Genomic DNA, 23,685 nt, shown 5'->3' on the forward strand with positions numbered 1-23,685 from the left:
CTCATGCAGCTGTAAAAGCGGGCCATGCCTGCAGGAAATAACATGCCTTTTTTATCCCTTTAATGAAACTGAATATTAAAAAATATGGGCTCCCCGAAAAAAACTACCTGGAAAACAGTTCGGAGATTTTTAAAATATCTCAAACCGCACTTAAAATATGTGTTTGCATTTTTAATGGCAATTCTATTGGGTGCACTGACTCCTATCGTTACACCTGTTTTTTTAAAGGTAATTGTAGACAAAGCGTTGCCTGCGGGGAATATGAAACTTTTGACAGTCATTTTATCTTTATGGGCATGTACTATAGTGGTTCAGGCTATCACCTCTTATTATATTGAATATCTGCGGGAATGGCTGCGGGCCCACATTGGATATGATATGCGAAGGGATGTTTTCTCACATTTGATGAAATTGCCGGTAAGCTATTATAAGGAAAATAAATTCGGTGACATTCTTCATAGAGTTAATAATGAAGTTGATGAAATTAAAGGGGTTTTTACAGGTGAAATTGTTCAGATATTTCAGAGTGGTATTCTTTTATTGGGTATTATTATTATGATTATGGTGTTAAGTGTCAAATTGTTTTTCGTTGTATTGTTTATGTCGCCCTGTTTTGTATACCTGTATTTTTATTTTAACCCCAAAAACGAAGAACAATCAGAGCAGGTAGTGAAATCAGAGTCGGAATTATTGCATTTTATAACAGACAGGTTAAAACGAATGAGTTTGGTAAAAATATTTAACGGATATAATGCAGAAAATGCCACCCTGAAATATAAAGGAGTATCCGTTATTAAAAAGCGGCTGATTCGGGCCCGTACATCTTCAGCTTTTACCGGTATTTCTACATTTCTATTGCTGCTGGGACCTTTGTTGATATTATTAATCGGAGGCGGCAAGGTGATTGGTGGTACGATGACTACGGGAGCACTCATCGCATCCTTTCAATATTTGAATCGGATCTTTTTTCCTCTTGTTAACCTGGTAGAATCCCAGATGGATTTATCAAGGGCCGTTGTATCGATGCGCAGGGTAACGGAACTGTTAGATACACCCGTTGAATATCAGGCTTCCATTTATGTTAACAATGTCAATACAAAAAAAGGTTCGATCGAATTAAAAAATGTTGGTTTTTCTCATGGCGACAAATTGATCTTTGAAGATATTTCCCTGCATTTGGAACTTGGAAAAAAGTATGCGTTGATTGGACCGAGTGGGGCAGGAAAAAGTACCTTATTGGATCTGATATTTCGGTTCTGTAAACCCAATACCGGTGAAATCAGATTAAATGGTGCTGATATCAATGAGATTGATATGGAAGCATGGAGGAATGATATCGTTTTTGTAACACAGGACAGACTGTTGATGGATGAATCTGTAAAACAAAATATCATGTATGGTATATATACCTCGGGTAACGGAAAAACTGTTGCAGAGCAGGGTGATCCGTTTGAAAAGGTATTGCCAATTCTTAGTAGTGAGCTGCGGGATGATCTGGAAAAGAACAGCGATAAAATTTCGGGTGGAGAAGCGCAGCGGGTTGCTTTGGCGCGTGCGATTGTGAGGAAAGCGGATATTATACTGTTGGATGAGGCCACATCGGCATTAGACCTTATTTCTGAAATGAATGTTCTCAAACATGTCATGGAAATATGGAAAGATAAAACCGTTATTATGGTGAGTCACAATTTGAGTACCGTAAAATTTATGGACGAAGTAATATGCCTGGAAAAAGGAAAGATCATCGAAAAGGGCACCTATGAAAAATCGCTTGAACGAAAAGGAGTAGCATGGAAATTAATGGAAGACAAGGTATGAAATAAAAAAAAGCTGTATTATGACAGTCATTTATTACACTTTTTTCGCTGAAAACCTTTCTGAAGAATTATTCAATAAGCACCTGGCATTATTACCGGATGATATCAGAAAAAAAGTATTGAGTTTCAGAAGACGCCATGATGCGTGTGCCTGTTTGATGGGAAAATTACTTTTAAGCAGGATGATCAGGTGTTTTGGGTTGAACGTTTCACTGGAAGAATTGTGCTACACAAAATATCAAAGACCTTATTTTAAAACGGCGCTGTTTGATTTCAATATTTCTCATTCCGGAGATTGTGTTATTTGTGCAGCGAGCGATAAAGTAAGAGTAGGAGTGGATGTTGAGCAAATTAAACCGATCAATATATCCGATTTCAAAAAGCAATTTCATCAGGATGAGTGGGAAGAGATTTTGAAATCCAAACTTAACCTGAGTGTTTTTTATGAGTTCTGGACAAAGAAAGAGGCGCTGATAAAGGCCGATGGAATGGGATTGAACTTTCCACTAAACAGGATTAATCTAAAATATACGCCTGAGCGTGTAAAATTGAACGATAAGGAATGGTTTGTTAAAGAGATAAAAATAGAAAATTCCTATAAATGCGCCATCGCAGCTTCGGATAATGTAGGATACCAGGCTCCCCTGCGTATAGACTTTTAGTAAATAAATTTAACTGCCAACAAATGTATTTAAAACCCAACGTTGTATTTGAACCACTTGTCGACAGATGGTATGCATGGTCTCATTTAATTTCGCCTGTTACGGCTGCAATGAATATTGTAAACAGGCACCTGAAGATTATGGAGTCATACGTTTGTGCGCCTGCAATCCATGCCTCATCTGTCAAAAATCCAAAGATGCGGGGAGGCCCTTTTATTGATCTGAATGGAGAGCGGACGGATGATGTCAAAGAACTGATTAAAAATACACTCGACCGTAGATCTAATATGATCGAATTGGTGAAATCAATTCGTTGTCTGGAGAAATTATTGAAAGAAAAAGCGTCCGGTTTTTCTTTGGAAACACTGTATGCCGGGGTGCCTGAAAATTTAAAAGGCCTCGTAGAACTGGTGTATGATATAAATAATAATCCCTCCTACAGACTATTCGAAGCGCTGTTGTATCGTAGTGAATTTTATGATAAAAGCAGTCAAAGCATTGCCTTTTGGATTACTGAAAATAACGAAAGGTCATTTGTACTAAGTACGCCGAGATTGGATAATAAAAATGTATGTCATCTGCCATTGTCATTCGACGATCCGGTCATTGATGAGCTGGCAGTAATGAAAAGAAAAAGCAATGGCTATGAGCATGTACTAAATAAGTTGCCATTAAATGAGGATCAGCGCCGGTTATTTTCGACATTCTTTACAGAAGAAGAGCCGGTCAGGTATCAAAACTATTCAGGAGATAAAGTGAGGCTAAGGTACTTTGGACATGCCTGTATACTTATAGAAACCGCAACCGTTAGCATATTGGTTGACCCTTTGATCAGTTATTACGGATACATGTCTGATATCGATAAATTCTCGGATGTTGATCTCCCCGATGAAATAGACTATGTGTTAATTACCCATAATCATCAGGATCATATATTGCTGGAAACTTTATTGCCGCTGCGACATAAAATAAAACATATTGTTGTGCCCGATGGCGGAAACAGAACTATTCAGGACCCGAGGTTAAAGTTAATGTTTGAGGCCATTGGGTTTAAGAATGTTTTGGAGATTGCTGAATTTGAAAAGATCATTGGTAACGATTGTACGATCACAGGGATTCCATTTCTTGGCGAGCATTGCGATCTGGATATCATGTCTAAGATCTGTTATCATGTTCAATTCGGTAATTTTTCGATAATGTTTGTCGCTGATTCGTCGGTAAGTGAGCCGATGTTTTATGAAAGGATCTACAAATTTACGGGTGATATAGATGTTATTTGTTTTGGGATGGAATGCGATGGCGCCCCTCTTTCATGGTTATATGGCCCGCTGTTATCGGGTCCGTTGCAACGCGACAAGGATCAGTCGAGAAGATTAGCGGGCGCCAATTTTATAAAAGGAAAGGGTTTGATAGATATTTTTCATCCGCAGGAGGTATATGTATATGCAATGGGAATGGAGCCCTGGGTGGAATTTATAAGCAGTATAAAGTATACCGAAGAATCTAACCCGATAATAGAGTCAAATAAAATACTGGCGTATTGCAAAGAAAAAGGGATAATCGCCGAGCGCTTGTTCGGGGAAAAGGAATTGTTATATACTAAATAATGCTTGCTATGCTACGGGAGTATCTGAACGTGAGAATTAAAGAAGTTGAAGACAAACTTGTTGTTTTACAGAATCACTGGGAAGCGGAAATGAAGTTTCCATTTAACATAAGGAGATCATCTTTTTTGGCTTTCATCTATGATGAGCGGTCAAAATACCGCATCCTGCTCAATGAGCTGAAGAGAATTTCAGAACTGGTTAACGCATGAAGATCATAAGAATTGTTATATCCTGGGGCGGATTCGGAGATGCTTTGATTGTTACTCCTGCATTGCAAGCCATCAAAAAAAAGCGCCCGGGAAGCAGGATCATTGTTTATTGCCCGAAAAAAATGGCTGCTCTGTTTAAAGGTAATCCGAATATTGATCTGTTAATTCCGCTTTATTACTTCAATAGGCCGGTCCTGTCTCCGTTATATATATTGTTCAAAAAATATTTCAGGCATGCTGATTTATCACAATATCCTATTGAAAAGGTTACCGAAGTATCGGTGAAAATTACAATGGGTGAATTTCTTGGAGCACGGGTAAAAAGTGATACCCTTGAAATATTTTTAACTGAAAAGGAAGATAACTGGGCGAAAAACTTTTTATCGAAATACACGCAGAAAAAAGTAGTTATACATATCACCTCAGATCACTCAACAAACAATCATTGGGATTTAAACAAATGGAATCAATTGGTAAAGAAGCATCCCGATATTGTGTTCATTCAGCTCGGATTCAAAAATGAAGATAAAGTAGAAGGAGCCGTTGACTTAAGGGGAAAGACAACATTGCGGCAGGCGATATCAATTGTAAAGCATGCTGACTCATTTGTGGGAGTAGAATCATTTTTTGGCCATGTTACAAATGCATTTAACATAAAAGGGGTGGTCCTTTTTACGGATTCGACGCCTCGGGTTTGGGGGCATAAAAATAATATAAACATTTATAAGAACCTGGAATGTTCTCCCTGTTATGTAACCCTGAATGGCTACAAGTGCCCCTATGGGCAGGAATGTAAGGAACATACTGTAGAGGAAGTATCCAATTCTTTGTTGAAACAACTTGCGTGCACAGAGCGGGAAGAATTATTTATAAATCCGGAGAAATGAAACTATTTATATTTCCTCACGCGGGAGCAAACTCATATACGTATGCTAATTTCGGGAATTTGTTTCCGGAAGAATTTGACATTGAATTGCTGGAATTACCCGGCAGGGGAAAAAAGATAAAAGAAAGGTTGATGTACGATATTGAAGAAATAGCCAACCATTTGTATCTGGAGATCAAGGATAATATCGATACCCCATATTGTTTTTTTGGCCACAGTATGGGCAGCCTCCTTGCTTATTTGGTGATAAAAAGAATTATCCGTGATGCATTGCAGTTGCCATTAAAATTTTTTTCATCTTCAGGTACGGCTCCTGCATTGGTATCGAACGATAGAAGATTTATGCTGCCTCCTGATCGTTTTTGGGAAATGATTAAGGAAATAGGAGGGATGCCAAATGAATTTTTCAAATACCAGGAAGTAAAGGAAACATTTGAACCTGTTTTAAGGGCAGATTTTCAAGCCCTGGAAACTTACAAACACCAGGTTTCGGATAAAATTCAATTACCAATAGTTGTTTTTATCGCCGACCAGGATAAGGTTTCCTATAATGAATGCTTAAAGTGGCAGGAAGAAACAAGCTACGGGATTAAAATATATCAGTTCAAGGGAAATCATTTTTACTTGTTTAAACATAGCACAGAAGTAATTAATACAATAGTAAGAGAATTGGAACATAGCAATACATCAACTCCAAATTGATTTGCTGTAACTATTTAATCTATGAACAATAAATTTCTGATTTTTGCGCTCACCAGAACAGGTAGCACTTCTTTAATGAAAATATTAAATCTACATAGCGATTTAAAATGCATTCATGAGCCGTTTAATCCCCGTGAGAATAATTATAAGTTTAAATCCGGAATTCAAACAAGAGAAGCGCTTTCTGATGCATTGAATATGATCTATGCTACAAATAATGGAATTAAGCATACCTGGAATTTTACCGGCTGGCCGTTTTTGATGCAGCCGTTGTTAAATAAATTTATTTTATTGGAAGCCGGGAATATTATCTTCCTCACCAGAAAAAACATTCTTCAGCGAATTGTTTCAGCTGAAATGAGTTTGCAAACGAAGGTGTGGGAATTTACAAATGCAGGAGACAAAAGTAAAGTTTCAAATTTCAAATTTGATCCTTTGAATTGTAAACGTATAAAGTGGCATATTGAAAATGAAAATCATCATTTGGCCGAATGGAGAAATTATATGAATGAGCATCGTCTGAATTTTATGGAAATATCTTATGAAGATCTTTATGGCCACCAGATGAATATTGAAGAAAAAAGATTTGTGATCGATAAGGTATTTTCATTTTTGGGATATGCGGGAACCGGCACGCTTCCAATAGATCAGCTAACGGACCTGCTTAACGAATCCAATAAAATGGCTTCCTGTGAAACTTATAACAGTATCCCTGAAATTGATAAAATTAACCAGGAGTTCGGATCAGATGAAACAGGCTGGCTTTTCTGATATAAAATTTCAAAATATTATCTATGAGTAAGCAACAGGAAAAAATTATAATTTATGCATTGGCAAGAACCGGTAGCAGTACATTATGCGAATTATTGAATTTGCATGATTCGCTGAGATTTATGGATGAACCGTTTAACAATAGCAATCACTACTGTTATGCTGTAAACAACCCTGAGGAACTGGTAAAATCGTTGCCGGTACTTTTTACAAAAGTTAATGCTATTAAACACGTTTGGGATCCTTGCGGGTGGCCATTTACTGATTCACGGTTGAATAAGTTGCTGGTACGGGAGTTTAAAAAGGTGATATTTCTTAATAGAAAGAATGTGTTTCAGAGGGTGGTGTCCAAACAAATGAGTATGCAATCGAAGGTTTGGCATATTTCAATTCCCGAACAAAGGCAAACTGTTGATAATTTCGAATATGCCCCTTTGAATGAAGAGGTAATACAGTGGCATATTGCGAATGAAAAGAATATGTTGAAAGAGTATGTAAACTTTTTTCATTCGGAAAAAATAAGTTTTTATCCGGTTTATTATGAAGATATTTTTCAGGATGAAACAAGCGGTCTGAAAAAAATAAATGAAATTTTAGATTTTCTTGAGTTGCCACACTTTTCTGCAAAAGATGAAACTAAATTAAGATCGCTCATGAGCGCCACAAATAAGATCAGTACAGATGAAGTGCTATTGAAGATCCCTAATTATATTGAACTTAAAAGTAAATATGCGTATGAGCAATTATCTGAAGACCTGTGCTGATTGAAAACGTTAGAAGTTTTAAAGCTGTCGCTACAGTATGTTACAGTAACTTACCTGAAAAAATATTTTTGAAAAAAGAAATATTTTGAATAAGAATATAATATTTTTGATTAACTTAATCAATAAAGGGATTCTTAAAAATAATTTACATTTTGTGCAATCAGGGGTTACCGTTACCTGATTTCTTCTGCATCATTTTTTTCTATTTCTCTTCCCGGGCAATATGTCTTGTGACTTGCTCAAGCGCAAGCTTTATTAAATCAGGCTTTTTTTACATTAACCATCAGTGCTATGAACGAATTTTCAGATTTTCACTTATCAGGTGAAGCCAAAGTGCTTTCCGAAACGCTTCCGGGAAAAAAATCAAAAGAACTATTGGCTATGCAGGAAGCTCTGGAAGGCAGTATTGTTTCCTATCCCAGAAATATGCCGATTGCAATAGACAGTGCAAAAGGGGCTGTTATTAAGGATGTTGATGGAAATTTATTTATTGATTTTTTTAGTGCGGCAGGAGTGCTTAATGTTGGTCATTGTAATTCTTATGTGCTTGAATATGTGAAGAGGCAACAGGAGAAATTGATTCATATGCTGGATTACCCTACTGAAAATAAACTGAATTTAATACAGAAAATGCTGGGTCAGATACCTGCCGAAATCAGGGATCAGTTTAAAGTCAGCTTTTGTGGTCCTACGGGGTCAGATGCCGTAGAAGCCGCCATCAAATTGGCAAAACATACAACCGGTCGGGAAGGTATCATTGCTTTTTATGGTTCTTACCATGGTATGACATCCGGTGCTTTGTCGGTTACAAGTAATATGAGACTTCGCGAAAAAATAGGCTCTTTGGTACCTAATATCAGCTTTATTCCTTACAGCTATTGTTACAGGTGCCCATTTGGAAAGACGTCTGATACGTGTGTGCTTGACTGTGCGAATTTTCTACAAAATATGCTCGAAAACCCGCATTCAGGGATCGCTAAACCTGCGGCAATAATAATTGAACCAATACAGGGCGAAGGAGGGACCATTATCCCTAAAGCCGGTTTTTTAGAAAGAGTTTCGCAAATAGCGCGTGACCATAATATCCCAATAATTTTTGATGAAATACAAAGTGGTTTTTTCAGAACAGGTAATTGCTGGGCATTCCAGGATAGTGCTGCTTTTCCCGATATTATAACTATGTCTAAAGGCCTGGGCGGTATTGGATTCCCGATTTCCGCGATACTTTATAATAAAAGAATTGAATCCTGGGGCCCCGGGGATCATATTGGAACATTCAGAGGTAATCAGGTAAGCATCGCAGCCGGAAATGGCGCCTTTGATTTTGTTGCAGATTATGACATTGAGCAACATACGAAAGAAATGGGAAAGTACCTTTTGGAAAAACTCGAAACGATCAAAGAGATGTATCCATTTATCGGAGATGTGAGGGGAAAGGGGCTGATGATTGGAATTGAATATGTTAAAAGCCGCGTCACGAAAATACCCGATGCTGAGATAGTAAAGAAGATCCGAAATAGTTGTTTTAAAAAAGGGCTTCTGTTTGAAATCGGAGGGCATTATAGCAATGTAATAAGATTTAGTCCGCCATTAATTATTAATAAACAGCTAATTGATAATGCGCTTGATATTTTTAAAGAAGCAAATGCTGAAATTGAAATAATGACTGCAATATCTGTTTGTTCCTAAACGCCCGACAATGAAACAGCATACTAACAGGGAGAAAATAGTATTGAAAAAGCCGCAGGAACGGCTTTCGCATGTTGGGTTGTATGATAAAGCCGACATGCTATTTGTGCTTGAGAAATTATCCAAATTTATTGGCAATACTCCTTTGAAGGATTTGGAGAGTTCAGAGGCAAACCTGTTTGCTAAATTGGAATATAATAATTTTTCCGGCAGCTCGAAAGACAGGGCGGCCTATAGCATGATTTATCAGGCTATAAAGGCAGGAAAGATCAACCCTGAAACAACAGTAGTAGCTTCCAGTTCAGGTAACCTTGCCATTTCACTTGCATTGATATGTAAATTTTTGCGCATAAAATTTATACCTGTAATTGATCCGAATATCAATAAGGATTATGAGTTAATGCTCAATTTAACTGCCTCGAAAGTGGAGAAGGTAACCAAACGCGACAAAACAGGAGGGTTTCTTTTAACAAGAATTGAAAGAGTAGAGGAGATATGTTCAGGAATTGAAAATTCGTTTTGTGCAGACCAATATTGTGATGCGAATAATTATACGGGTTATTATGGTTTAGGGAGTGAAATTTTATTGTCGCCTGCCAAACCGGATTATATTTTTGTTGCGGTAAGTTCAGGAGGTGCAATCACCGGAATTTCCAGGTACGTTAAAGAGAAGATGCCCCACATCAGGATTATAGGAGTTGATGTTGAAGGGTCGGTTATATTTGGAAAAAAGCCGGCGACCCGATTTATTTCCGGTATCGGATCGAGCCTCGTGTCGCCAATACTGAAAGATGCATTGATTGATGATGTGATTTACATTTCGCAAATTGATATTATACAAGGATGTCATGATCTTTTGAATGAGCAAATGATTTTCGCCGGAGCTTCTTCCGGCGCTGTATATTTTGCAGCTAAAAAGCATTTTGATAAAGTTGAAAACACCTGTAAACCCACCGCGATTCTGATATTTCCTGATAAGGGGTCGGCTTATATTGATACAATCTATAATAAAGAATGGGAAAGCGAGCTTCGGACTAAAATGAATCATCATACTTAAAAATAGCAATGCTTTACCTCAATGAAATTCATATACAGGAAATCGGAATTAACTGGTTTAAGTTGATTAAAGTAATCACCGATGCTACGGGCCTTATAAAAAATGGTGATTTTTCACAACCCATTAAGCTCTATCTCAGATACGGAAACAAGCGGAATAGAATTATTGCAATGCCGGCATATAGCGGTGGAACCATGCCCTGTGCTGGGATAAAATGGATAGCCAGTTTTCCCGGTAATAACAACAGCGGAAGATCGAGAGCCAATTCCGTTACGATACTCAACGAATTCGATACAGGAATTCCTGCCTGCATAATCAATACTGCCATTATAAGCGCTGTTCGAACGGCAGCCGTTACCGGTATGGTCATTGCGAAGTTTATCGAATTGAAGAAATTGCCACATTATAAAGTTGGCATTTGTGGTTTTGGTCCTATTGGAAAAATGCATCTCAGCATGATCGCTTCAATGTTTCCTGAAAAAATTCAACAGGTATTGTTGTATGACATAAAACAGATTGATGGTAAAAGCGCTGACTGTTTTTTCCCGGATAAAGTTTCAGTTTGCAATACCTGGGCCGAATGTTATGGGGAGGCCGATATATTTATTACCTGTACAGTTGCTGAAAAACCTTATATAAATAAGGCGCCTAAAAAAGGATCTGTTCAATTAAATATTTCCCTGAGAGATTATGAAGTAGAAACTATGAAGTATATGGATACTATCGTTGTTGATGACTGGGAAGAAGTATGCAGGGAAAATACAGATATTGAGAATATGCATAAGCAGCTCAAACTCGAAAAGGAAGATACCTTATCGATATCCGATTTTATGTTTGCTCAATCTCCTGTTCTTAATAATAAGGATGCGGTTCTTATGTTTAATCCAATGGGCATGGCAGTATTTGATATTGCTGTAGCAGCCTGCTATTACCAGGAAGCAAAATTGAAGGGAATTGGCATAACTCTTCCGGGATGATACAATAATAATAAAAATAAATCTCCTTTATCAATGCTTAACCAGTTTCCTCTTATATCCTGCCTTTGTATAACCAGAGGCAAACCTGCAATGCTTAAAAGAGCCATTGAATGTTTTACAGCACAAACTTATTTATCGAAAGAACTAATAGTTGTTTATGAAGACGATGATTCCAAAACCATTGATTTTATTGGATACGAAAATATAGAACAGCATCCTGATATTCGTTTTATCTGTGTGAGTGCAACGCCTAAAATTACGCTGGGTGAACTACGAAATATAGGAATAAAGGCAGCGCATGGAGAATTTATTTGTCAATGGGATGATGATGACTGGTACCATGTGAACAGATTAATGGATCAGTATAGCATGCTTTCCATCCATGGGCTCGATGGGGCTGTTTTAACGCAATGGCTTGTATTTGATGCTATTCATCAAAAAGCTTATGTCTCTAATAAGAGGGTATGGGAGGGAAGCATTCTGTGTGATAAAACTACTTTACAACTGAGGCCGTATGAAGACAAGCCCTTTGGAGAGGAGGATGCGACCATTAATTTTCTCGTTTCGATTGATTGCCTTTGTTTGATGCACGACGTACCTGGTTTATATATTTATATATATCATGGTAACAATACATGGGACTATGAACATTGGAGCTATATTTTTGAGTGCAGTAAGGCTTTGCCGCATGAAGATTCAGTTAAAATCTCAGAAATAGTAAATGGGAAATATACTGTTCAATCGGGTTCAAAGCTGATAGATCGCATACTTAAAAAACAATCTTCGAAAATTCCTGGTTAGGTAGTACTAATATCAGAAGTACATGTTTTTCCTGAAAATGCTGTTGGCGCTATATTCCCTTAAGGTAATCTTTTATTTTTGTTTTTTGATACACAAAAAGCTTTGTGACAAAGGTTCCTGTGCTGAAGATAAGTTAAAACCTGTCTTGTCTGTTGATATTATTTTGCCGATGTTTAATGAGGCGAACGTAGTTGTTAAAACTATAAATAATCTTCTTGATATTAGTTATCCTGCGTTCTCAATAATTGTGATAGATGACGGGTCAACCGATCAAAGTTATGATATAGTTAAAGCACATTTCGGTCATCACTCACGCATTTGTATAATACATCAGAAAAATTCAGGAAAATCATCTGCATTGAACGCAGCCATGAATTTTTCACAAAGTGATATTTTTATTTGTATTGATGCCGATACTTTGGTAAAACCGGATGTCATAGATAAAATATTACCTTATTTTAACGACGAAAAAGTAGCTGCCGTTTCAGGATATGTAAAGGTGGGTAACAGGGGCAATCTTCTCACAAATATGCAATATGTCGAATATCTTACCATTCAAAATCAGGAGAGGATAATTTTCGAAAGCATCAACGGTATACTTGTTGTTCCCGGTGCATTGGGCGCCTTCCGTCGTTCTGCGGTCAAAGCAGTTGGGGGGTTTACATCAGAGGCACTCGCAGAAGATTGTGACATTACTTTAAGAATGTTGTCTAAAAATTATGTAATTAAAAATGCAGATGATGCACTGTCGTTTACAGAAGCGCCAACTACGTTAAATATGTTCATTAATCAACGCGTAAGATGGACGGTTGGGTTAGTGCAGGGATTGATTAAACATGCCAGGCCGTTAACTTATCAAACTAACAAATTGTTGGCCTATGTAGTTATACCTTATACCTGGATTTATAGGATCGTTTTACCTTTCTTTGTTGCCCTTGCCGACTTTTTTTTTATTTATTTTTATTTCGTTTCGGGAGATCACGAATTGTTGAAATATTATTTGTTTTGGATACTGATAGAATTTTTATCAACCTATATTGTTCTTTTACAAAAGGGCGAGTATATAAACCCTGTTAAAGTAATTGTTTGGCAACGTTTTTTCAGACACATAATATGGGTGACTTATCTGTACATCTTTCTCAGATGGATAAATGGAAATCTTTATGGCTGGAGTAAAATACCAAGGGTAGGAAATGTAAAACTGGATCAATAAGCATCCTTGCAGTAAAGAAATATATACTATTACAAAGCATAAAAAAGACTGTCAGGAATGACGGTCTTTTTTTTCGCTTAATCCTCCGACCCGCCAGTAGTCGGGCAGGCTCCACCGACAATGGGCAGGCTTCGCTCAGGACATTTTAAATTACTGAATAACCCGGGAAATGAAAGGCGCTCCTCACTCAATAACATTTAGCTGATCAATCATCGACCTGCGAAACATAAAGCTACCCGAATTAGTAGGTATTACTGTACTGCATAGTTCTTTACCGTATTATATAATGCATTACAAAACGTTTTTTAGCAATTGAAAATAAAGGATTATTACACACTTATAAGCTAAAACTGCACGGTTATTGTCAAAAACAACACACTTATCAATTTTAACTACAAAAATTAATTTCCGTTCTCATATTTTACCTAAATTTATTTCACGATATCAGCACTATAATAGTATCCCAGTAGGCAATAGGGCATTTGGGAGTATCTGAGTTCCACTTGCACTTTACCAGAAAGTTTAATCAAATTGTAAAATTTATTTTGGATTCTGACAGTTTAGTATCAGAATAATTGATTCTGGAATTAAATTCGGCAGAATCGCAGAAAAATTTAAGATATTCTATGAAAGGCGTACCTGTTTCATTTCTTTTAATGAGTATTATTGAGTGCATTCCAAATAAAATTAAACCTGCGCTGATTCCACCGTGATATAATGGGTGTTTTAACTCCGCAAATGGACCATTAAACCTAATTATACAACGATGGACCTAAGGTTGACTACTTAGAAAGAGTTAAACTTCATATTCATCATATCAAAATCATGTCTGAAAATTTATGCAATCACCTGTGATTCGGTTAGCTATTGTGGACGACCATACATTATTCAGGAAAACACTAAAAAATTATATTTCAGGTCAAAAAGACATACAGGTTGTTATTAATTCACCCGATATTTCTGACTTGCTTAATAAATTAAAAGACTTTGACGTACAGGTATTGTTAATGGATATTTATTTGCCCCAGCTGCACGGAATTGAGGCAGTGAACCTGATCAGAAGTCAATATCCGGAAATTAAGATAATGATTTTATCCATGTGCATGGATATGGATCTCCTGAGCGATTTGCTTGAAATGGGTGTATACGGAGTAGTTTCGAAATCAGACGAGCCCGAAGAAGTGATTCGTGCAATTACTTCCCTTTCTGAGCACAGAATTTACCGCAATAAACTGTTTACCGATCTGATGTATTGGAATAAACAGAACAATATGAAGTTGAATAATAATGCCCATGTGTCGCTGAATGATAGAGAAAAAGAAGTACTTAAACTTTTGTGGGAAGAAAAAAGTAATAAGGAAATAGCAGCCCAATTATTTTTGAGTGTAAGATCGGTGGAAAAAACAAGACAGGACATGAAAGAGAAAGTGGGAGCAAAATCTACTATAGGTTTATTAAAATATGCAATAAACAAAAAAATAATAAACGTTAATTACCACTTGCCTGCTCCTTCTTATGTCTGGGGAAATTCTTTGCGGTTAGGGTAAAAAAAATTTAAAAAACTGTTTCCTTTCCGGTATGGTGTTTATTTATATAGTTTCCTGCTTTCAAATGACATATAACGAGATGCTTTTCGCATATAAAAAGATATTACCGGAATGGTATATCAGTAAATTGGATAAATTAAAATTTGAAAGAGATAAACACCTTTGCCTTTTAGGGAAAATTGCTTTGCTGGAAGGATTGAAGAAAATGGGGTATGACCATTTCAAATTGGAAGAACTTCAATTTGAACCATATGGCAAACCCTATTTTCCTTTTGGCCTGCATTTCAATATTTCTCATTCCGGCACTTATGCTGTTTGTGCCATAAGTGAAAAAGTGAAACTGGGTGTAGATATCGAGCAGAAAAATGAAATTAATATAAGCGATTTCAAAGATTGCTTCTGCTCAACTGAATGGGATCTGATTACTAACAGCAAAGAACCATCTGCCACATTTTATGAATTATGGACCAGAAAAGAAGCACTTATTAAAGCAGATGGCCGGGGCATCAATATACCTTTAAAGAATATTGATGTAACTGGTAATTGTGTTGTTATCGATGATCATCCATGGTATCTTCAGAACATATTTATAGCGGACGGATATGCCGCTTCTCTGGTCACTGACATCAACCTTACAGGTCAGTATTCTGTTATTCCGGTTATGTAAGTTGGTTACTGCAAGTCAAATTAAACATTCATAAATTCATTGGCAACCTGCGAAGTACCTGTAGATATAATTCCGGTCGACAAGGCGTATTTAAACAAACCCGCTATTGATTTGTATCCGATTTTTTCTTTGAGATCCTGGCGGATTTTTTCAATTGATCTGACACTGAGGTAAACTTTTCCTGCTATTTCCTTATTACTTTTTTCTTCCCAAAGCAACCGGATTATGTCTTTTTCTCTTTCATCGATAGGGATATCTTTCGTGCCGTTTTTTCTGTTATTTATCACTTTGTTGAGAAAAAGGGCTTCTGTAAAAAGGTGATTGCGATAAATTTTACCCTGGTAAACTGTTTCAATTGCTGCAATAAGGGTTTGTGGGTCTTCATCCTTTGAAATGTAAGCATTAATATTCAGATCCAATAATGAGCTGATAACACTTATATCAGTGCACATTGATAGCATAATTATTTTAATACTGGGGAAATATTTGTTTATTAAACTTATTGTTTCCTCGAGGCAATTCATAACACCCAGCGGGTAATCGATGATAACAATATCGGGCTTTGAAATTTTAATTTTATCTATTAGCTCAATCAGATTTTGGGCTTGTATGGTAATTCTGATATTTTTTGTTTGTGATAAAAAATCTGAAAGTACTTTTCTAAAAAGCTTGTTGTCGTCTACCACTGCCACGTTAATGAAATTAGCAATCATATTTAATAAGGTTTTAATGCGTGTTGATCAGTATGGGCAATAAAAATATATGATATTGAAGTAATAAACTTTCGTAATACCCGCAGAAATAATTGGCATTACTATCACGGGGAGCCGGCATTGATTGCTGGTTACAATTATTTAATTTTACGAACAGCCCCTCCGACGGGGGAGTTCCTGTAATTCAAAATCAACGCATGTTCAAGAACTATTTGAAAGTAGCCTGGCGCAACATAATGAGACATAAGATGTTCGCATTTATAAATGTCATCGGGTTGGTGGTCGGCATCTGTTCGTGCCTGGTTATTTATATGGTGACCCATTTTGAAATGACTTTTGATAAGTTCCATGAGAACGGGGACCGGATTTACCGCATAATCACGGAACGCCAGGATCATGGCGAAGTGCATACTGAAGGCACTGTAGTTCCGGCTTTACCGTCCACGGCGCGTAATAGCATAGCCGGAATAGAGGCGCTGGCTCCGTATTATCTATACGATGCAACGGTATCGCTGCCTGGCAATGAAACCGGTGTCTCCAAATTCGACAATAAGTTACCGGATGCGCCTATTGCTTCCACTATCATTACTTCTCCCGAATATTTTAAAATATTCACCTTTAACTGGTTGGCGGGAAATGTTGCCACGGCTCTAAACGAGCCGTTCAGGCTGGTACTTACAGAAAGCAGGGTCAAAAAATATTTTGGAGATATTTCTCCGGATCAGGTCATAGGGCGCAACCTGATTTACAATGACTCGCTGAATCTCACCGTTACCGGTGTTGTAAAGGATTGGAAGGAAAGTACGGATTTTCCATTCACCGAGTTCATCTCATTAAGTACTGCAGAATCGGGACAATTGAGAAATGATATCCATCTGAATTCATGGGATGGAGGGGCAGTTCCCTGGAATTCGAGAGCCGTGCTAAAACTTGCCGATGGCGTCAAGTCATCAGGGATAGATGGGCAGTTGGCAGCGCTGGTCAGAAATCATATACATGCTGAGCAGGGTATAAAGTATACTGTATCGCTTCAGAAATTGTCGGATATACATTTTAACGGAAAGGTAGAAGATGGCATTCCCAAGGCGCATTTGCCTACGCTTTACGTACTGGTAGGGATCGCCGTTTTTATATTGCTGCTGGCGATCATCAATTTTATCAATTTGTCAACGGCCATGTCGGTTAGCCGGGCCAGGGAGATCGGCGTGAGGAAGGTGTTGGGAAGCAGCAGGCTAAGCCTGCTATCACAGTTCCTGCTGCAAACGGGTATGCTCACATTCATGGCACTCGTGCTCTCTCTGATTTTTGTAAAGCCTGTATTGCATATGCTGGCCGGATTCATTCCGAAGCAGGTCGGGTATCATTTCTTTTCATTTACGACTTTTGGATTTGCCATTGCGCTGGGGCTCGTTACAACACTGTTGTCTGGAATCTATCCTGCCAGGATCGTGGCGTCTTACCTGCCGGTCGAGTGCTTCCGCGGAAGTGGTCCTCAGAAAGGCAACGAGAAGCTGTGGCTTCGAAAGGGACTGATCGTCTTTCAGTTTACGATCTCCCTTATCTTTATTATAAGTTCGATCGTGATCGAAAGCCAGATCAGTTTCATGCGCAATGAAGATCTTGGGTTCACTACCAATGCCATACTGTCGATCGATACCGACAGGGGAGATACGACTGGCAAAGCAGAATTACTTGTTGCCAGATTGAGCCTGCTGCCGGGCGTTAGTATGGTGGCCCGGCAATCGTTCACGCCAACAACCGACATGCATACGATGTTGCCTTTGAAGTATCATGGAAAGAATGACATCGACGTGGTAGCAGCTATGCAGCTCGGCGATGAGCATTTTATTCCTTTATATGAGATGAAATTGCTGGCAGGCTCTAACATCCGGAGATCCGACAGTTTAAAGGCGTTCGTTGTAAATGAAACCCTGTGCAAGGCCATTGGTTGCGCCAACGTGAAAGATGCGCTGGGCAAGTTTCTGTTTCTGGGCGATCATGGATTTCCGATTACGGGAGTGGTCGCTGATTTTCACCAATATTCTTACAGGGAGGCTATAAAGCCCGTCATCATGGCGGATATTGAAAAGGGAGGCGCGGCAGAACCCGGCATTGCGATCAGGCTGGCGACACGGGGTAAAAAACTGAGTAATTTTGAGAATGCGCTGGCTCAAATAAAGAGGGAATGGGAAACAACTTTTCCCAATACTCCTTTTGTTTATCATTTTATAGACGATTCTATTGCCGCAATGTATGAAAAAGAACAAAAAACAGCTTCATTGATGAACGGCGCCATGTTTCTAACCATCTTCATTTCATGCATGGGGTTGTTTGGCCTTGCTATGTTCACGGCGCGGCAAAGGACTAAGGAGATCGGCATTAGAAAATTGCTGGGAGCAAGTGCTATCCAGATTTCTTTTCTATTAAGCAGGAACTTTGTTCTGCTGATCTTCATATCGATTTTGATCGCATCGCCGATAGCCTGGTATTTCATGCATATCTGGCTCCAGGATTTTACTTACCGAATCAGTATAAGTTTGTCGGTATTTCTGATGGCAGGTTTTCTCGGCATGCTTGTGGGCCTATTGACTGTTAGCTTTCAAACAATTAAGACAGCTTTTATGAATCCGGTGAAAAGCCTGCGGTCTGAATGACGGAGATGGTCATACGGCTACCGCAATAAGAGAATTTATTTCTCCGAGCACCGGCACGAGTGCATTTTGAAAAGTGGCTTCATTCAATGGCTGATCCGTTATCCGGAATGGTTCGAAGGTATATGGCCAGGTAAACCTTATCTTATTAACGCCCGGAGAAATACATTTCTTCGGAAGAATCATTTTTTCATTTTTCCATTTATCGCTCATAGGTATTTCATGAATCAGATATGTTCCCTGGTTTGCGGTGATGCTGATCTTGTACCTGGGATAATAGCGATTAGGCGTTCTGTAGGTGAATGCAAACGAAATATCCTGCATGCCGTCTGCGACAAAGGTAATTTCGGTAGATATATTCCTTGCCTGCAGGTAGTGGCCCGTTTCTTCGTTGGTAAAATCAAGGTACGTCGAGCTGATGTAGCATGGCTGCAGGAGATCAGTCTTATGAGGTCCTATTTGATGTTCCCCGAGTCTAAGCTGGTTTATTTTATCTTCCATATGGATGTTAACTCTTTTAAGAGAATGGCACATGGCACTAATTAGCTCCACGTCGAGAAGCTTGCGTCCCCGCGGCGGTCTAAGCGCAAACCCTCCTTCGTATTGACGCATTTTTCCGCCTTTGATAATGTCTTCAAATGATTTGCAGAGTATGGTACCGGAGCGTCGGGTAGCGAAATCGATATATTGTATCATGGCGTGCCTGATATCACTATCATGCATGATCGACTGTTCACAATGGTATTTGACAATATCATACGATTGTCCATTGTGTGCATTGTGGATGGCTGCACACAGATGTGCGGCAGATACCACGGAATCGTCAGGCCGTAGGTCCGATGACCCGATCGGACGCAATGGCAGGTCCTTATATAATATAGGGATCAATGTTGCTGCAACATGCTCCATGGCCAGTTTTATGCCACGGACCGTTAAATGACAATAATCCAGATAGATACTTCTGTCGGAGAGTCCATTGGGAGCAGCTGTATCGAAAAAGGCGTTCAGGTCTACAGGGGTGATTCCGAAACGGGGGCCATGTTCGAGAATGGTTGCGGATAATACGGTTAGGCATCTGGGATAGGTATTGCCGCCCCGGTTGATAAGGGCTGTGTCTTTGCTGCTATTGAGGCATGATCTTGCTTCGACCCATCGGTGTTTGGCAATATAGTAATCGGCCAGCCATTCGTAGGGGAGTGGATTGAATGCGTCGAGACCGATCATTTCTTTGCAATTGCTTTCAAAGGCATCGTAGTCGTTATTGGTCAGGGCATTTTGTGCCTTTTCTTTGGCTGCCAGCCATTTGCCGGCATTATTGTCAGGGAGCCATGGCAGATTTTTTCCAACCGGATCGCTTCTCCAATCCATGATATTGAAGCCGGGAATGATAAATATGACCGGGATGTTTTTGTCTGCCAGCGATGATCTGATAGTAGAAAGCAGATCGACGATCAGGTTGCTGAAATGCGTTTCCAGGCACATGCTGAGCCCGCGAACAGATTCTGCACGAAACGCCGTCAGCATTTGAGCATATGTTTCGAAGCAAAGACTTTTATAGAGCGTTCCGATCCAGTTGTTGCCGGCAAATATTATTACTGCGTCAGGATCGAGTTGTGCGCAGGAAGTGATCAGTTTCCGTAATCCGTCATACGACTGGCTGGTTTGCGCAAGATCAATGACCTCGTTTTCGTTGTTGTTCGAATTCTTATTGAGAATGCTTTCCAGCTCCGCTGATACGTTATAGAAAGGGTCATAAAAATAGCCGCGGGCAACCGACTCTCCCAGCAATAAGATCCTTTTTTTATTCCTTTTCGGGTATATACGATGCTTAGCCGACCAAAGCGGCCATTCGGCCGACAGTTCAGGGTCTCTTTCGTAGAATACAGAAGCCGTATCTTTTATTTGTTTCCATATACCCACACGGCATTCTTTTGCCGCCGCCTTTTTTACAGGAACCGGGGAGGAAGGAGCTGTTGTATAACTGTTAGCAAGCTCTTCGAACAATTGGGAGGTCCGGTCGTTTTCTCTAAAACCACTGGCCAATAGTTTGGCAAGTTCGGTAGAAATTTCTTTTAGCCGCTTGTCTGATAATTTTTCCATGATATATCTTTAAGGTAGATCAAGGTAGATTTTAAACAAATGTATATACGTCATGCCTTATGCCTATGGTAGATGTTACGTCGGTGTTGATGATGAGTTTTAACAGCTCGGTGTCGTTTTCATCTTTGCCGATAATATAGTCTCCCACAATCAGATAATCAAGGTCTGAATGGATAAAGCATTTGATGGCATCTTCGGGTGAGCATACGATCGGTTCTCCTTTGACGTTAAAAGAGGTATTGAGAAGGATCGGGCACCCGGTAATGGATTCGAATTCTACCAGCAGGTCGTAAAACAATTTATTGGTCGAAGGAGAAACTGTCTGAACCCGGGCTGAATTGTCTACGTGTGTAATGGCGGGAAGATCCAGATGCGATATGACCTGGCAGGTTTCAAGCATGAAAGGTGACTCATGGCTGATGTCAAAATGAAGGTTTACTTTTGAATCGATGACTGCGGGTGCAAAGGGTCTGAAAGCTTCCCTTTTCTTTACAAGGTTATTTATTTTATCGCGCATGACCGGGTCCCGCGGATCTGCCAGGATTGATCTGCATCCAAGAGATCTGGGGCCGAACTCCATTTTGCCTTGAAACCAGCCAATTACCTTGCCATTGGCGATATGTTGTGCAGTTGATCTCAGGAGTTCTTTCGTCTGTCCGGAATGATCGTGATATTTAAGAGACGTAGATCTCAGAATTCGTTCGATCTCCAATTTGTCATAAGAAGGCCCCAAATAAACGTGAGAAAGCTTTTTTACTGGTATACGGGATCCGGTAAGCCTGGCAAAGGCTGCAGCAGCTGCACCCACCGCCCCACCTGCATCGTTCGCGGCGGGTTGTACAAAAAGTTGTTTAAAGGCGCTTTTTTTTCTTATCAACCCATTGGCAACGCAGTTCAGGGCGACTCCGCCCGCCATACAAAGATTTGAGCTTCCCGTTCTCTTGTGAAGATAATCGCACTTCTCCAATATTATTTCTTCCAATACCTGCTGCAGGCTTTTGGCAACATCCATATGAAATTGCTCAACTTTGTCTTCTTTCTTACGTGGATGTTTGCCTAATAGTATGCTCAGCGATTGTGCGTACATGCAGTTCTCAAATGGAAAATTGAAGTACTTCATCTGCAATTGATACTGGCCATTCTCTCCGCTTGTGATCATCGATCTGATCTTATTGCAGTAGATAGGTCTTCCATATGGAGCAAGGCCCATTACTTTGTATTCACCTTCGTTTACTTCGAATCCCAGGTAACTTGTAATGGTGCTATAAAGGATCCCCAGCGAATGAGGAAATTGTACTTTTTCGAATAATTCAATGCCCTGATCGTTTCCGAACCCGTAGCTGGTCGTATCCCATTCACCGACGCCATCCATGGTAAGAATGGCAGACTCCCGGTATCCGGAAAAATAAAAGCTGCTGGCAGCATGCGACATATGGTGATCGACGAACTGAATATCTCCTTCAAATCCCAATATATTGCGTATTTGACGTTGCACCCGGTTTGGGTCCACGGAGGAGAGTACATTTTTTTGCCGGCCCAGTACGCCGCTCCATAGCTGTCGTCCCAATTTGGCTACAGGATCTTCATAGTATGCAATGCAGTCTATGTCGGTTATGGAAAGGCCGGCCTCGGTAAGGCAGTATTTGAACGCATTCGCCGGCAGCGATGGGTCTGCTTTGATCCTGGTAAAGCGCTCTTCTTCCGCAGCGGCTACCAATTGTCCTTCTTTGAGAATGCAGCATGCTGCATCATGATAATATGCAGATATGCCGACGATATTAAGACTCATAATGAATTTATATTAATGGGCTGTTGCGTTTCGAATGAGGCGGTTATCGCCTGATCATATTCATTTCAAGATGGTTCACCTGGTTTTTTTGGAAGGATATTATTCCCTGGCTGAGCGCATACTTAAAGAGCCCGGCATTTGATTTGAATTCCAGCTTTTCCTTCAGGTCCTGGCGAACCTTTTCAACTGTACGAATACTTAAATACAGTTTTCCCGCAATTTCCTTGTTGCTTTTTTCTTCCCATAACATTTGTATTACTTGTTTTTCCCGGTCGTCTAAAATGACAGACTGCCGCTTTTCTTTCTTTTCAGGTATTTCTTTGCTGAAGAACAAAGCTTCTGTATATAGTTCGTTTCTGAATATCTTGTCTTCCGTTGTCGCTAATAATGCCTGGATGAGATCCTTTGGATCTTCCGACTTGCTGACATATGCATGTATCCCAATGTCTAATAGGCTACTTACTACTTTTATGTCTGTACACAGCGATAATATAATAATCTTCATTTCAGGAAATTCATGCCGTATAATATTGATAGCGTCTATGCTGTTGAGTTTCGGCATAAAGAGATCCATTATAACGATGTCTATTTTGGTTGCTTCAAGTTGGTTCAGGAAATCGGTTGCATCGGCAGCCTGCAATGTAATCCTGAAATTATTTTGTGAGAGATAGTCTGAAAGTATCTTCCTGAAAATCGTATGGTCGTCGACGAGGGCAAGGTTAATTGTTTTTTTTGTCATACCTGGTACGTTAACTGGTTGGGTTAATTTGGGTAAGCTTTGCTAATTTATGGACATATTGCCTTTCGAATTATAGTAAAACCCGCAAAATATTTTGATAGACTTCCGAAGGATGAAGTCCTTCAGAGCAAGTATTTTCGAACCCATCCTTGATTGCTATGTATCTGTTTAAAGTCTGGAGAGGGTCTTTCGGGCTCATCTGAGAATAATTTTTTTAAATTATTTGCTGTTCTCAGTGTTGTCTTGTCCCTGCGATTATGTTAAAACACCGATGTTAAATTACCTGTTTACACGGGCAGATATCGTTATGCCGTAACGGTCTGT

Annotated in this window: 19 protein-coding genes; 15 read left to right on the plus strand and 4 right to left on the minus strand. The window is 39.3% G+C overall.

All coding sequences use genetic code 11. The features are described 5' to 3' along the window. Positions 1 to 174: 174 nt before the first annotated feature. The 14 genes from AC59IL_RS36620 (at position 175) to AC59IL_RS36685 (ending at position 15,369) form a co-directional block, all read left to right on the plus strand. Positions 175 to 1,818, plus strand: a complete 1,644-nt coding sequence (locus AC59IL_RS36620; RefSeq protein WP_496557215.1) for an ABC transporter ATP-binding protein — start codon at positions 175 to 177, stop codon at positions 1,816 to 1,818. Positions 1,819 to 1,837: 19 nt separating this feature from the next. Continuing rightward, positions 1,838 to 2,479, plus strand: a complete 642-nt coding sequence (locus tag AC59IL_RS36625; RefSeq protein ID WP_496557216.1) for a 4'-phosphopantetheinyl transferase family protein — start codon at positions 1,838 to 1,840, stop codon at positions 2,477 to 2,479. A gap of 23 nt (positions 2,480 to 2,502) precedes the next feature. Further along, positions 2,503 to 4,086, plus strand: coding sequence for an MBL fold metallo-hydrolase (locus AC59IL_RS36630; protein WP_496557217.1), 1,584 nt, complete (start codon positions 2,503 to 2,505; stop codon positions 4,084 to 4,086). A 502-nt stretch (positions 4,087 to 4,588) separates the two neighbouring features. Further along, positions 4,589 to 5,182 (plus strand): glycosyltransferase family 9 protein, encoded by a 594-nt coding sequence (locus AC59IL_RS36635; RefSeq protein ID WP_496557218.1) that lies wholly within the window; start codon positions 4,589 to 4,591, stop codon positions 5,180 to 5,182. Next, on the plus strand, positions 5,179 to 5,883 hold the full coding sequence (locus AC59IL_RS36640) for a thioesterase II family protein (RefSeq protein ID WP_496557219.1): 705 nt from the start codon (positions 5,179 to 5,181) through the stop codon (positions 5,881 to 5,883). The genes AC59IL_RS36635 and AC59IL_RS36640 overlap by 4 nt, the downstream gene beginning before the upstream one ends. Positions 5,884 to 5,904: 21 nt before the next feature. Continuing rightward, positions 5,905 to 6,654 (plus strand): Stf0 family sulfotransferase, encoded by a 750-nt coding sequence (locus AC59IL_RS36645; protein WP_496557220.1) that lies wholly within the window; start codon positions 5,905 to 5,907, stop codon positions 6,652 to 6,654. Between the two features lie 23 nt (positions 6,655 to 6,677). Further along, complete coding sequence (locus tag AC59IL_RS36650) at positions 6,678 to 7,418, plus strand: Stf0 family sulfotransferase (protein WP_496557221.1); 741 nt, start codon at positions 6,678 to 6,680, stop codon at positions 7,416 to 7,418. 291 nt (positions 7,419 to 7,709) lie between these two features. Further along, positions 7,710 to 9,107: an aspartate aminotransferase family protein gene (locus AC59IL_RS36655; RefSeq protein ID WP_496557222.1), complete on the plus strand. Its 1,398-nt coding sequence runs from the start codon at positions 7,710 to 7,712 to the stop codon at positions 9,105 to 9,107. Positions 9,108 to 9,117: 10 nt separating this feature from the next. Next, entirely contained in the window at positions 9,118 to 10,164 is a 1,047-nt protein-coding gene (locus AC59IL_RS36660) for a pyridoxal-phosphate dependent enzyme (RefSeq protein ID WP_496557223.1), read from the plus strand. A gap of 8 nt (positions 10,165 to 10,172) precedes the next feature. Next, a complete protein-coding gene (locus tag AC59IL_RS36665; protein WP_496557224.1) occupies positions 10,173 to 11,141 on the plus strand; it encodes a 2,3-diaminopropionate biosynthesis protein SbnB in 969 nt (322 codons plus the stop codon). 33 nt (positions 11,142 to 11,174) lie between these two features. After that, positions 11,175 to 11,942 carry a glycosyltransferase family 2 protein gene (locus tag AC59IL_RS36670; protein ID WP_496557225.1) on the plus strand — a complete coding sequence of 256 codons (768 nt, stop codon included), beginning with the start codon at positions 11,175 to 11,177 and terminating at the stop codon, positions 11,940 to 11,942. A 37-nt stretch (positions 11,943 to 11,979) separates the two neighbouring features. Continuing rightward, positions 11,980 to 13,155, plus strand: coding sequence for a glycosyltransferase family 2 protein (locus AC59IL_RS36675; RefSeq protein WP_496557242.1), 1,176 nt, complete (start codon positions 11,980 to 11,982; stop codon positions 13,153 to 13,155). Positions 13,156 to 13,994: 839 nt separating this feature from the next. Next, positions 13,995 to 14,702 carry a response regulator transcription factor gene (locus tag AC59IL_RS36680; protein WP_496557226.1) on the plus strand — a complete coding sequence of 236 codons (708 nt, stop codon included), beginning with the start codon at positions 13,995 to 13,997 and terminating at the stop codon, positions 14,700 to 14,702. 127 nt (positions 14,703 to 14,829) lie between these two features. Then, positions 14,830 to 15,369 carry a 4'-phosphopantetheinyl transferase family protein gene (locus AC59IL_RS36685; protein ID WP_496557227.1) on the plus strand — a complete coding sequence of 180 codons (540 nt, stop codon included), beginning with the start codon at positions 14,830 to 14,832 and terminating at the stop codon, positions 15,367 to 15,369. 20 nt (positions 15,370 to 15,389) lie between these two features. On the opposite strand, the gene AC59IL_RS36690 is transcribed toward AC59IL_RS36685, so the two are convergent. After that, complete coding sequence (locus AC59IL_RS36690; RefSeq protein WP_496557228.1) at positions 15,390 to 16,082, minus strand: response regulator; 693 nt, start codon at positions 16,080 to 16,082, stop codon at positions 15,390 to 15,392. Positions 16,083 to 16,279: 197 nt separating this feature from the next. On the opposite strand from AC59IL_RS36690, the gene AC59IL_RS36695 reads away from it, so the two are divergent. Then, on the plus strand, positions 16,280 to 18,736 hold the full coding sequence (locus AC59IL_RS36695; protein WP_496557229.1) for an ABC transporter permease: 2,457 nt from the start codon (positions 16,280 to 16,282) through the stop codon (positions 18,734 to 18,736). Positions 18,737 to 18,745: 9 nt separating this feature from the next. On the opposite strand, the gene AC59IL_RS36700 is transcribed toward AC59IL_RS36695, so the two are convergent. From AC59IL_RS36700 to AC59IL_RS36710, 3 genes are read right to left on the minus strand one after another with little or no spacing between them, the layout of a single operon-like run. After that, positions 18,746 to 20,833, minus strand: coding sequence for a hypothetical protein (locus tag AC59IL_RS36700; protein WP_496557230.1), 2,088 nt, complete (start codon positions 20,831 to 20,833; stop codon positions 18,746 to 18,748). Positions 20,834 to 20,864: 31 nt separating this feature from the next. Next, on the minus strand, positions 20,865 to 22,622 hold the full coding sequence (locus AC59IL_RS36705) for a carbamoyltransferase family protein (RefSeq protein ID WP_496557231.1): 1,758 nt from the start codon (positions 22,620 to 22,622) through the stop codon (positions 20,865 to 20,867). Positions 22,623 to 22,665: 43 nt separating this feature from the next. After that, a complete protein-coding gene (locus AC59IL_RS36710) occupies positions 22,666 to 23,361 on the minus strand; it encodes a response regulator transcription factor (protein WP_496557232.1) in 696 nt (231 codons plus the stop codon). Positions 23,362 to 23,685 lie beyond the last annotated feature (324 nt).

This window comes from Niastella sp. sgz303648, from assembly GCF_059587045.1.

Bases quoted from the DNA above. Each gene is read 5' to 3' on its own strand.
- AC59IL_RS36620 (WP_496557215.1), top strand. From the start codon at position 175: ATGGCAATTCTATTGGGTGCACTGACTCCTATCGTTACACCTGTTTTT.
- AC59IL_RS36625 (WP_496557216.1), top strand. From the start codon at position 1,838: ATGACAGTCATTTATTACACTTTTTTCGCTGAAAACCTTTCTGAAGAA.
- AC59IL_RS36630 (WP_496557217.1), top strand. From the start codon at position 2,503: ATGTATTTAAAACCCAACGTTGTATTTGAACCACTTGTCGACAGATGG.
- AC59IL_RS36635 (WP_496557218.1), top strand. From the start codon at position 4,589: ATGGGTGAATTTCTTGGAGCACGGGTAAAAAGTGATACCCTTGAAATA.
- AC59IL_RS36640 (WP_496557219.1), top strand. From the start codon at position 5,179: ATGAAACTATTTATATTTCCTCACGCGGGAGCAAACTCATATACGTAT.
- AC59IL_RS36645 (WP_496557220.1), top strand. From the start codon at position 5,905: ATGAACAATAAATTTCTGATTTTTGCGCTCACCAGAACAGGTAGCACT.
- AC59IL_RS36650 (WP_496557221.1), top strand. From the start codon at position 6,678: ATGAGTAAGCAACAGGAAAAAATTATAATTTATGCATTGGCAAGAACC.
- AC59IL_RS36655 (WP_496557222.1), top strand. From the start codon at position 7,710: ATGAACGAATTTTCAGATTTTCACTTATCAGGTGAAGCCAAAGTGCTT.
- AC59IL_RS36660 (WP_496557223.1), top strand. From the start codon at position 9,118: ATGAAACAGCATACTAACAGGGAGAAAATAGTATTGAAAAAGCCGCAG.
- AC59IL_RS36665 (WP_496557224.1), top strand. From the start codon at position 10,173: ATGCTTTACCTCAATGAAATTCATATACAGGAAATCGGAATTAACTGG.
- AC59IL_RS36670 (WP_496557225.1), top strand. From the start codon at position 11,175: ATGCTTAACCAGTTTCCTCTTATATCCTGCCTTTGTATAACCAGAGGC.
- AC59IL_RS36675 (WP_496557242.1), top strand. From the start codon at position 11,980: ATGCTGTTGGCGCTATATTCCCTTAAGGTAATCTTTTATTTTTGTTTT.
- AC59IL_RS36680 (WP_496557226.1), top strand. From the start codon at position 13,995: ATGCAATCACCTGTGATTCGGTTAGCTATTGTGGACGACCATACATTA.
- AC59IL_RS36690 (WP_496557228.1), bottom strand. From the start codon at position 16,082: ATGATTGCTAATTTCATTAACGTGGCAGTGGTAGACGACAACAAGCTT.
- AC59IL_RS36695 (WP_496557229.1), top strand. From the start codon at position 16,280: ATGTTCAAGAACTATTTGAAAGTAGCCTGGCGCAACATAATGAGACAT.
- AC59IL_RS36700 (WP_496557230.1), bottom strand. From the start codon at position 20,833: ATGGAAAAATTATCAGACAAGCGGCTAAAAGAAATTTCTACCGAACTT.
- AC59IL_RS36705 (WP_496557231.1), bottom strand. From the start codon at position 22,622: ATGAGTCTTAATATCGTCGGCATATCTGCATATTATCATGATGCAGCA.
- AC59IL_RS36710 (WP_496557232.1), bottom strand. From the start codon at position 23,361: ATGACAAAAAAAACAATTAACCTTGCCCTCGTCGACGACCATACGATT.